The organism is Agromyces seonyuensis (assembly GCF_009789225.1).
Taxonomy (GTDB): domain Bacteria; phylum Actinomycetota; class Actinomycetes; order Actinomycetales; family Microbacteriaceae; genus Agromyces; species Agromyces seonyuensis.
On sequence record NZ_WSTA01000018.1, the window covers coordinates 43,798 to 53,480 of the forward strand.

At 73.4% G+C, this 9,683-nt stretch carries 11 protein-coding genes; 8 read left to right on the forward strand and 3 right to left on the reverse strand.

The features are described 5' to 3' along the window. Positions 1-62 precede the first annotated feature (62 nt). Positions 63-1,757, forward strand: a complete 1,695-nt coding sequence (locus tag GB864_RS05885) for a long-chain-fatty-acid--CoA ligase (RefSeq protein WP_160423415.1) — start codon at positions 63-65, stop codon at positions 1,755-1,757. 23 nt (positions 1,758-1,780) lie between these two features. Here GB864_RS05885 and GB864_RS05890 read toward each other — a convergent pair whose 3' ends face one another. After that, on the reverse strand, positions 1,781-2,383 hold the full coding sequence (locus tag GB864_RS05890; protein WP_160423416.1) for a helix-turn-helix domain-containing protein: 603 nt from the start codon (positions 2,381-2,383) through the stop codon (positions 1,781-1,783). Between the two features lie 120 nt (positions 2,384-2,503). After that, positions 2,504-3,460 carry a helix-turn-helix transcriptional regulator gene (locus GB864_RS05895; RefSeq protein WP_160423417.1) on the reverse strand — a complete coding sequence of 319 codons (957 nt, stop codon included), beginning with the start codon at positions 3,458-3,460 and terminating at the stop codon, positions 2,504-2,506. Between the two features lie 112 nt (positions 3,461-3,572). Here GB864_RS05895 and GB864_RS05900 point away from each other — a divergent pair, with 112 nt between their 5' ends. The 5 genes from GB864_RS05900 to GB864_RS05920 all read left to right on the forward strand — a co-directional run bounded on the left by GB864_RS05900 (position 3,573) and on the right by GB864_RS05920 (position 8,092). Then, positions 3,573-3,986: a VOC family protein gene (locus GB864_RS05900; protein ID WP_160423418.1), complete on the forward strand. Its 414-nt coding sequence runs from the start codon at positions 3,573-3,575 to the stop codon at positions 3,984-3,986. Between the two features lie 178 nt (positions 3,987-4,164). Continuing rightward, a complete protein-coding gene (locus GB864_RS05905; protein WP_160423419.1) occupies positions 4,165-4,704 on the forward strand; it encodes a tetratricopeptide repeat protein in 540 nt (179 codons plus the stop codon). A gap of 143 nt (positions 4,705-4,847) precedes the next feature. Next, complete coding sequence (locus tag GB864_RS05910) at positions 4,848-5,756, forward strand: 1,4-dihydroxy-2-naphthoyl-CoA synthase (protein WP_160423420.1); 909 nt, start codon at positions 4,848-4,850, stop codon at positions 5,754-5,756. A gap of 34 nt (positions 5,757-5,790) precedes the next feature. Next, positions 5,791-6,957 carry an AMP-binding protein gene (locus GB864_RS05915; protein WP_160423421.1) on the forward strand — a complete coding sequence of 389 codons (1,167 nt, stop codon included), beginning with the start codon at positions 5,791-5,793 and terminating at the stop codon, positions 6,955-6,957. A 112-nt stretch (positions 6,958-7,069) separates the two neighbouring features. Continuing rightward, complete coding sequence (locus tag GB864_RS05920) at positions 7,070-8,092, forward strand: 1,4-dihydroxy-2-naphthoate polyprenyltransferase (protein WP_160423422.1); 1,023 nt, start codon at positions 7,070-7,072, stop codon at positions 8,090-8,092. Positions 8,093-8,152: 60 nt separating this feature from the next. On the opposite strand, the gene GB864_RS05925 is transcribed toward GB864_RS05920, so the two are convergent. Next, complete coding sequence (locus GB864_RS05925) at positions 8,153-8,467, reverse strand: DUF4229 domain-containing protein (protein ID WP_160423423.1); 315 nt, start codon at positions 8,465-8,467, stop codon at positions 8,153-8,155. Positions 8,468-8,552: 85 nt separating this feature from the next. Here GB864_RS05925 and GB864_RS05930 point away from each other — a divergent pair, with 85 nt between their 5' ends. Both GB864_RS05930 and GB864_RS05935 read left to right on the forward strand, forming a co-directional pair. Then, positions 8,553-8,960 (forward strand): PLD nuclease N-terminal domain-containing protein, encoded by a 408-nt coding sequence (locus tag GB864_RS05930; RefSeq protein WP_160423424.1) that lies wholly within the window; start codon positions 8,553-8,555, stop codon positions 8,958-8,960. Next, positions 8,953-9,683, forward strand: a 731-nt coding sequence (locus tag GB864_RS05935) for a thiamine pyrophosphate-binding protein (protein WP_272898167.1), incomplete at its 3' end; no start/stop codon positions are given. The genes GB864_RS05930 and GB864_RS05935, both read left to right, overlap by 8 nt.

Genomic DNA, 9,683 nt, shown 5'->3' on the forward strand with positions numbered 1-9,683 from the left:
CCCTATTGCGCGGGCATCCGCAAATGCAGGCAGCCGCAAGCACGGCGGCATAGCCTCGGAGGATGCCCGCCTTCGAGGAACGTCCCTGGCTCAGCTCCTACGCGGAGGGGGTGGACGCCGACATCCCCGAGGTGACGGAGTCGCTCGTCGACATGTTCGAGACGAGCGTGCGGCGGCACAGCCGTCGGGTCGCCCTCGAGTTCTACGGCCGCGAGACGAAGTACCGCGAGCTCGGCGACGCCGTGCGACGGGCCGCGATGGGCCTGCGCCGCCTCGGCGTCAAGCGCGGGGACCGCGTCGCCATCGTCCTGCCGAACTGCCCGCAGCACGTCGTCGCGTTCTACGCGGCGCTGCGCCTCGGCGCGATCGTCGTCGAGCACAACCCGCTGTACACGCCGCGGGAGCTCCGCCACCAGTTCGAGGACCACGGGGCGAAGTTCGCGATAGTCTGGGACAAGGTCGCCGACCTCGTCGCCGGGTTCGACGCCGACGTGCGCCCCGCGGGCGTCGTCGCCGTGGATGTCTCGCGCGCGCTGCCGTTCGGCAAGCGGTTCGCGCTCCGCCTGCCGCTGCCGAAGGCGCGCGACGCGCGCGCGGCGCTGACCGCGAGGCCGACGGTGAGGTCGGTGCGCGATTGGAACGACGTCGTCGACGTGCGGCCGCTGCCGGCGAGGCACCCGCGCCCCGAGATCGACGACGTGGCCCTGCTCCAGTACACCTCGGGCACCTCCGGCACGCCGAAGGCGGCGATCCTCACCCACCGCAACCTCCGCGCCAACGCGATGCAGGGCCGGGCGTGGGTGCCCGGGATGCTGCCCGGCCGCGAGGTCTTCTACGGGGTGCTGCCGTTCTTCCACGCCTACGGGCTGACGCTCTGCCTCACCTTCGCGATGAGCGTCGGTGCGCGGCTCGTGCTCTTCCCGCGCTTCGAGCTCGAGGCCGTGCTCGAGGCGGTCAAGCGCACGCCGCCGACGTTCCTGCCCGCGGTGCCGCCGATCTACGACGCGCTCTCGCGGGCGGCGGAGCGCCGCAAGGACGTCGACCTGTCGAGCATCCGGTTCGCGATCTCGGGCGCCATGAGCCTGCCCGTGCCCACCGTCGAGCGCTGGGAGGACGTGACCGGCGGGCTGCTCGTCGAGGGCTATGGGATGACCGAGGCGTCGCCCGTCGCGATCGGCAACCCGATGGGTCCGACGCGCCGACCCGGCACCGTGGGCGTGCCGTTCCCGAGCACCGACATCCGGGTCGTCGACCGCGACGACCCCCGTGTCGACCTCGGCCCGGGCGAAGCGGGGGAGCTGCTCCTCAAGGGTCCGCAGATCTTCGCCGGGTACTGGAACCGGCCCGAGGAGACGCAGGCGACGCTGCTGCCCGGCGGCTGGCTGCGAACGGGCGACATCGTGACCGTCTCCGAGGACGGCTTCGTCTCGATCGTCGACCGCGCCAAGGAGCTCATCGTCACGGGCGGGTTCAACGTGTCGCCGTCGGAAGTCGAGCTCGTGCTCGTCGGGCACCCCGACGTGCTGGGCGCCGCCGTCGTCGGTCTGCCCCGCCGTGACGGCGGCGAGGACGTCACGGCCGTCGTCGAGCTCCGCGAGGGCGCCGTATTCGACGCGGGCGCCTTGCGCGACTTCGCCCGCAGCGGCCTCGCGGGCTACAAGGTGCCCAAGCACGTGCACGTCGTCGACGAGCTGCCCCGCTCGCTCGTGGGCAAGGTGCTGCGCCGCCAGGTGCGCGACTCCCTCATCGGCGGTTGACCGCTGCAGCCGGGCAGCCCCGTTCACAGCGGGACGGCGTCGGCGAGCAGCGCCACGAGCTCTGCCGCGTCGAGAGCGCCCGCGTCGATGAGCCGCACGGGGTGCCCGATTGCCCGTTCGACGAGCAGTGCGAGCCGGCCGAGGTCGACGTCGAACCGCGCATCGACCTCGACGAGCAGTTCCACGGCCCCATCGGTGACGGCCTCGCCCCGGGCGACGCTGCCGACGATCTTCGGGCGACGCGCACCCTGCGCCGCGAGTTCGCCGCGGAGCATCCAACCGTGCGCCGCGACCTCGGCGCACGCCGGCGGCCGGCGAATCGGCGTCAGCCGCCAATCGAGCGAATGCCCGGTCGCGGAGACGAGCCGGTGCAGGGTCGCGACCGAGGGCTCGCGGTCGCCGCACTCGTACTGGCTGATCATCGACCGGGCGACCCCGGCATGTCGCGCGACCTCCGCCTGAGTCAGTCCGCTCGCCACGCGGGCGCGGCGAAGGATCTCCGCCGCTGTCGGTTCCGGGAGCCCGACGGGCCGGGACGACGAAGCGGATTCCGGGTTGTCGCGGATCGCTGACTTCGATGCAAGCGATCCGTAGTACTCGCTCATCGCGAGCAGGTCTTCGAGCACGTCGGGCCTCCGTTCGTCCGGTCGGTGCGATCGGCAGGGTCGGACGCGAGGGAGGCCTGCGAAGGCGAGTCCGTCGCAGCGGTGGATCTCCGAGCCCTCCTGCTCGGGCGGGAGGAGTGTTCAGGCGCGCCCGAAGCGCGCTGCCAGGTCTCGTCCGAGGGCGCCGAGCTCCGCTGCCACGCCGGGAGCGTCGCGCACTTCGCGCACCGACCAGGGCGCCAACTGCTCGGCGAGGCCGCGATCACTGTGCGCGGCGGCGCGTACGAGAGCGGTCGGGCGTCCCTCCGGGGTCGGTGGGCCGTCGCCGAGGCGTTCGGCATGCCGGCCGAACCGGTCGAGCAGGGCATCGACGACCGCGTCGTCCACGACCACGACGGCTGCGACGCGCGAGCGGTTCGCCTCGAGTTCGGCGACGATGCCCGCCCAGGCCGCGGTCGCGTCGTAGCCATCCGGGCGCTCGAAGGTGCGCTCGAGCACCTCGACGTCGGTCATCCGGTCGAGGAGATACGTGCGATGCTCGCCGCCTCGCCGGGCGAGCAGGTACCAGCGGTCGTGCTTGACGGCGAGCCCGAGCGGGTCGACCTCGCGGTCCGCGGCGGTACCGCTGCGGGCGTAGCCGAAGCGCACCGCGCGCCGCTCGACGATGGCGTGCTGCAAGAGGTCCGCCCATGCCGGGCGGGGTCGGGTCACTGCGCCCCAGGGCGACGGGTCGACGACGACCGCGTCCGCAGCGGCGGCCGCATCGGCGCGGAACGTCTCGGGCAGGGCGCGCAGGAGTTTGCGGAGCGCGGAGCCGGCGGGCGCATCGCGGGCGCTCGCGGGGCCCAGCAGGGCGAAGAGGCCGCGGGCCTCGTCGGCGGTGAGTCCCGAAAGGTCCGTGCGGCCGCCGCCGAGCAGTCGCCAACCGCCGCCGCGACCGGCCTGCGGGTAGACCGGGATGCCCGCCGCCGACAGCGCCTCGAAGTCCCGTCGGGCGGTCGCGAGCGAGATCTCGAGCTCCTCGGCCAGCTCGCGCGCGGTCACGAGGCCCCGGGCCTGCAGGAGCAGGAGGGCCGCCACGAGTCGATCGGCGCGCATGTCTCCATCTTCCTCGGAAAAGTAGTCAGAAGGTGAGCACTTCACCCGAGGATGCTGGAATCAGCGGCGATCGAGGGGATCGCCCGACCGATCCGTCAGAGGGGTTCCGATCATGTTCCGAGGATTCGCCACCGCCAACATCACCGCCATCGACCTGGAGGCCGCCGCCGCCTGGTACGCCGAGGTCTTCAGCCTCGAACCGTATTTCTCGGTCCCCGGCTACCGGGAGTTCCGCGTCGGCGACGACGAGGACGAGTTCGGCATCATCGACGCGGCCTACGTGCCCGGTGCGGAGGCGCAGGCTCCCGCAGTGGCCGGCATCTTCTGGCACGTCGACGACCTCGACGCCGAGTTCGAGCGCATCGTCGCCCTCGGAGCGCAGGTCGCCCAGCCGATCACCGTGCGCGGCGAGGGATTCCGCACCGCAACGCTCGCCGACCCGTTCGGCAACCTGCTCGGCATCATGGAGAACGCCCACTTCCGGGCGGCGCACGAGGAGGCCGCCGCGACGGCGACGGCCGAGTAGCCCCTCGGCCCTCGGCCCTCGGTCCGCGGCCCTCGGTCCGCGGCCCTCGGCCCGCGGCTGTGGCGCTCCGCCGCTCCGCCGCTCCGCCGCTCCGCCGCCATCCCGAGTGGGTAGGTGCTGCGGGTGCGTCGTGCCGCGCACCCGCAGCACCTACCCACTCGCGTGACAGGATGACTCGGTGAACGATGCATCCCGCAACTGGCCAGCACCCGACGCCGAGTGGGAGGCCCGGGTCGATGCGGTCTGGGCCGCGGACCTCGCCGACCTCGAACTCCGGGAGCGCATCGCCGCCCTCGCCGCCGAGCTGGCCGACGGGCATCCGATCGCCCACTTCGAGGTCGGCGGCAGCTTCGACTCCACGGGCGATGCGGCGACGGCCGTCGAGCACTACCGGGCCGCGCTCGCCGCGGGGCTCGAGCCGGACCGGCGCCGGCAGTGCGTCATCCAACTCGCGAGCTCGTTGCGCAACCTCGGCGAGGCCGACCACGCTGTGCAGCTGCTCACCGACGAGCTCGCCCACGCCGAGGAGCCGCACGAGGCGCAACTGCGCGCGTTCCTCGCACTCGCGCTCGCCGACGCCGGGCGCGAGCGGGAAGCGGTCGGCCTCGCGGTCGGCGCGGTGGGCTCGCTCGTCGAGCGATACCGCCGCAGCCTCACCGCGTACGGCGCGGAGCTCGCGGGCGAGGCGTTCCCGCCCGCTCTCCCGGTGGTCGAGTAGCGACGAAGGGTCTCCTCCCGCTGGTCGAGTAGCGACGAAGGAGCGTCTCCTCCCGCTGGTCGAGTAGCGACGAAGGAGCGCCTCCTCCCGCTGGTCGAGTAGCGACGAAGGAGCGTATCGAGACCCGAACTAGGCTGGAACCCATGCGCGACGAGGTCTCCGAACTGTTCGATCCGAGCCAGTGGGTGCTCGCCCCCGGGGCGGAGCGGCTGACCGACATCACCTCGCACCGCTCCCTCGACGGCCGTATCGCGCGCATCGCGTTCGACCGCCCCGAGGTGCGCAACGCCTTCCGGCCGCACACCGTCGACGAGCTCTACACGGAGCTCGACGCCGCGCGGCAGGACTCGACGGTCGGCGTCGTGCTCATCACGGGCAACGGCCCGAGCTCCAGGGACGGCGGCTGGGCGTTCTGCTCCGGCGGCGACCAGCGCATCCGTGGCCGTGACGGCTACAAGTACTCCGACGACGAAGTCTCCGTCGGCGACCCGGCCCGCGCGGGCCGCCTGCACATCCTCGAGGTGCAGCGCCTCATCCGCTTCATGCCGAAGGTCGTCATCGCGGTCGTGCCCGGCTGGGCGGCGGGCGGCGGCCACTCCCTGCACGTCGTGTGCGACCTCACGATCGCCTCGCGCGAGCACGGCCGCTTCAAGCAGACGGATGCGGACGTGGGCTCCTTCGACGGCGGCTACGGCTCCGCGTACTTCGCCCGGCAGATCGGGCAGAAGTTCGCCCGCGAGGTGTTCTTCCTCGCCGAGGAGTACTCGGCCGACCGCGCCTACGAGATGGGCGCCGTCAACCGCGTCGTTCCCCACGCCGAGCTCGAGCGCGAGGCGATCTCGATGGCGCGCACGATCCTGACGAAGTCGCCCACGGCGATCCGCATGCTGAAGTTCTCGTTCAACGCCGTCGACGACGGCATGGTCGGCCAGCAGGTCTTCGCGGGCGAGGCGACGCGGCTCGCCTACGGCACCGACGAAGCGGTCGAGGGCCGTGACGCGTTCCTGCAGAAGCGCGAGCCCGACTGGTCGCCCTTCCCCTGGCAGTACTGACCTCAGCCGGTCGAGTGCGGAGCGAATCGAGACCATGAAGCCGCTGATCCGAGTCCCGGGGCAGGACGTCCCCGCGCTCCGCGCCGCACTGGCCGCAGCGCTCGACGGTGGGCCCGCGGTCTTCCCGCTCGCCGCAGCGGACCAGGCGGTCGCCGGTGTCCCGGACCAGGTCGACGAGCGGATCGCCCTCGTCGTCGAGACGAGCGGCTCGACGGCCCGGCCGAAGCGCGTCGCGCTCGCCGCGGACGCCCTCATCGCCGGCGCCGAGGCATCCGCCGCTGCGCTCGAGGGCCACGGACGCTGGCTCCTCGCCCTCCCCGGTCACTACATCGCCGGCGCGCAGGTGCTCGTGCGCTCGATCGTCGCCGGCCACGAGCCCGAGGTGCTGCCCGACGGGCCGTTCACGGCCGAGGCGTTCGCCCACGCGACCATGCGGATCATGCGCACGCGCGACGCCCGCCCGCGCTACACCTCGCTCGTCCCCGTGCAGCTCGCCCGGCTCGTCGAAGCGGCCGCCGGCGACCCCGACCACGACGCCGCCCGCGCACTCGGCGCGTACGCGGCCGTCCTCGTCGGCGGACAGGCGCTGCCGGCCGACACGGCCGAACGTACGGCGGCGCTCGGTGCGCGGATCGTGCGCACCTACGGCTCGAGCGAGACCGCCGGCGGCTGCGTCTACGACGGTCGGTCGCTGCCGGGCGTGCGCGTGCGGGTGACCGACGGACAGGTCGAACTCGGCGGCCCGGCGCTCGCTGCCGGTTACCTCGACGACCCCGCGCGCACCGCGGCCGCCTTCCACGAGGATGCCGAGGGCCGCTGGTACCGCACCGGCGACCTCGGGATGCTCGGCGAGACGGGCATCCTCAGGGTCACGGGCCGGGCCGACGACGTGATCATCTCGGGCGGCGTCAAGGTCGTGCTCGGCGAGGTGGAGCGCGCCGTCCGGGCAGCGGCCGGGTTCGCCGACGCCGTCGTCGTGCGCGTCGCCGACCCCGTGTGGGGCGAACGGCCCGCGGTGCTCGCCGCGGCGGTGGACGGCCGCACCGACGAGGCATCCGCACTCGCGACCCTGGCGGCCGCGATCGACGCCGCGGGTCTCCCGACGGCGGCCAGACCGACCCGGATCGCGTTCGCGGCCAGCATCCCGCTGCTCTCCTCGGGCAAGCCCGACCGTCGCGCAGCGGCGGCACTCTTCGCCTGACGGCGTCCCGCAGCAGCCCGGGGCGCTCCGGCAGCCGCGAACGGCCCGGCGCTGCCGCTCGCAGTGGGACGGCGGGGCATTCTGGGCGGAGGCATGGGAACGCGGTCCTACGATGGCTTCCGTGGCCCGCCCGAAACCCCAGCGTCTGAACCCCGCCGCCGAGATCCCCGCCCGCAAGGCCGGAGCGAGCGGCAACCCCGCCAAGCGCGCGCAGGATGCGCGCCGTGCGACGACGTCCACCGGTGCCCCGGCGCCGACGGGCGTCCGCGCGTGGATCGCCGGCGCACGGCTGCGCACCCTTCCGCTCGGCATCGCCCCCGTCGCCCTCGGCACGGGCGCCGGCATCGTGGCCCTGCCCGAGCGCGGCCTCTGGCACCCGCTCTACGCGGTGCTCGCGCTCGTCGTCGCGCTCGCGCTGCAGATCGGCGTCAACTACGCCAACGACTACTCCGACGGCGTGCGCGGCACGGACGACTTCCGCGTCGGACCGGCCCGCCTGACCGGTTCCGGGGCCGCGCGGCCGCGCACCGTCCTCATCGTCGCGCTCGCGTTCTTCGCCCTCGCGGCCGCCGCGGGCCTCGCGCTCACGATCCTCACCGGGCACTGGTGGTTCCTCGCCGTCGGCGCCGCCGCGATCGTCGCCGGCTGGTTCTACACGGGCGGCAAGCGGCCCTACGGCTACTTCGGCCTCGGCGAGCTGTTCGTCTTCGTATTCTTCGGGCTCGTCGCGACCGCGGGCTCCGCGTTCGTGCAGGCCGGCACGGTCAACCTCGAGGCGTGGATCGGCGGCGTCGGCATCGGCCTCATCGCGTGCGCCGTCCTCATGGTCAACAACCTCCGCGACCTCGGCCCCGATGCCGCGGCCGGCAAGCGCACGCTCGCCGTCCTCGTGGGACCGGTCGTCGGACGCATCCTCTACGTCGCGTTCCTGCTCATCCCGTTCGGCTTCGTGATCTTCTTCGGCCTGCTCTACCCGGGGTCGTGGCTCGTGCTGTTCGCGCTGCTCGCCGCCATCCCGGCCGCCCTCATCACCCTGACGGCGAAGACGTCGAAGGAGCTCATCCTCGCGCTGCAGCTCACGAGCCTCGTCGCCCTCGTCTACGGCGTGGGCCTCGGCCTGGCGTTCGCGCTCTGACCTCGGGGCCCGGAGTTCGACGGCCGTCGAGCATCGGATGACCGGAGCGGTCGGCCGCGCTCAGCCGCGGTCGGCCGGTCCGTCGATCGCGTCGTCCTCGACATCCTCGTCGCTCGGTCCCGACTTCGCCGAGCGCTCGGCGCGCTTCGGCTTCGGCGTCTCCTCGCCCTCGCCGTGGCGGGCCGCGTAGAGCTTGCCCGACATCGATTCGCGGGGCTTGCGGAGGAAGACGAGCGAGACGGCGAAACCGAACAGCGCCGCGACGATCGCGGACGCGTAGGGGTTGACGCCCGCCCAGAGGAGCACCACGAGCGGCACCGCGAAGACGACGATGCGCAGAGCGGTGTAGGAGACCCAGACGGGCAGCGATTTCACGCGGGAAAGCTTACGTGCGCACCTCCTGTGGAGGCTCCCAGGTTCGACGGGTCCGAACGCCCGGGAGACGCCTAGACTGTCGGGCATGGTCCGGCTCTGGATTGTCCTCGGCGTCGCGTTGGTCGTCTTCACGATCTACGCGATCGTCGACGCGGCGCTCGTCGAGCGCGACCGTGTGCGCGGTCTGCCGCGCTGGGCGTGGATCCTCGTCATCCTGTTCGTCCCGCTCATCGGCGGCGTGCTCTGGTTCGTGATCGGCCGAGGCCGTCGCCAGAAGTACCGCAGCGGTCGAGGCTCGGGAGCACCCGACGACGACCCCGACTTCCTGCGCCGACTCTCGAGCGATCGCGCGACCGAGGAGCGCATCCGCCGCCTCGAGCAGGAGCTCGCCGAACTCGACGAAGAGCCCGGCGACCACGGCGAGACGGGCCGGCCGCGACGCAGCGACGGCGACAACGGCAGCGACGCGGGCACCGGCCGACCGAATGCCTGATCCCGCGCCCCTGAGCGCGGCCTCCGAGCACGCCTTCGCGCTGCTCGCCGAGTTCGCGGCGATCGGCGTCTCCGACGTCGTCGTGGCGCCCGGTTCCCGCTCGCAGGCGCTCGCGCTGGCCGCCGCCGAACTCGAGCGGGTGGGTGCGCTGCGCCTCCACGTGCGCATCGACGAGCGCGACGCCGGCTTCCTCGCGCTCGGACTCGCGTTGGAGTCCGGCCGTCCCTCGCTCATCGTCACGACCTCCGGCACGGCGGTCGCGAACCTGCACCCGGCGATCCTCGAAGCGCACCACGCGGGCGTGCCGATCATCGCCCTCACGGCCGATCGCCCCGCGGCGCTCCGCGGCACGCGCGCCAACCAGACGACCCGGCAGCCCGGCATCTTCGGACCGATGGTGCGCTTCGAACGCGACGAGCCCGCCGTCGAGGCCGGCGCGGTCGACGTGCCCGCGGTGCAGCGCCTGGCACGGCACGCATACGCCGCGGCGCTCGGTACCGACGACCTCGGCAACCGCATCGCCTCGCCCGGCGCGGGGCCCGTGCACCTGAACCTGCAGTACTCCGAGCCGCTCTCGACCGCGGTGCGCCTCGAGCGCGCGCCGCTGCCCCGGCCGTTCGCCCCGAAGCCGCCGCTCGGGCGGCGCTCGCCGGTGCCGCCGATGCCCGGCACGATCGTCGTCGCCGGCGCGGGCGCCGGGCCCGCGAGACCGGAGGAGCGCAC

Excerpts from the sequence above, each read along its gene's own strand:
- GB864_RS05895 (WP_160423417.1), bottom strand. The coding sequence starts at position 3,460 with ATGCGCGCCGATCGACTCGTGGCGGCCCTCCTGCTCCTGCAGGCCCGG.
- GB864_RS05885 (WP_160423415.1), top strand. The coding sequence starts at position 63 with ATGCCCGCCTTCGAGGAACGTCCCTGGCTCAGCTCCTACGCGGAGGGG.
- GB864_RS05930 (WP_160423424.1), top strand. The coding sequence starts at position 8,553 with ATGGTCCGGCTCTGGATTGTCCTCGGCGTCGCGTTGGTCGTCTTCACG.
- GB864_RS05915 (WP_160423421.1), top strand. The coding sequence starts at position 5,791 with ATGAAGCCGCTGATCCGAGTCCCGGGGCAGGACGTCCCCGCGCTCCGC.
- GB864_RS05920 (WP_160423422.1), top strand. The coding sequence starts at position 7,070 with ATGGCTTCCGTGGCCCGCCCGAAACCCCAGCGTCTGAACCCCGCCGCC.
- GB864_RS05910 (WP_160423420.1), top strand. The coding sequence starts at position 4,848 with ATGCGCGACGAGGTCTCCGAACTGTTCGATCCGAGCCAGTGGGTGCTC.
- GB864_RS05900 (WP_160423418.1), top strand. The coding sequence starts at position 3,573 with ATGTTCCGAGGATTCGCCACCGCCAACATCACCGCCATCGACCTGGAG.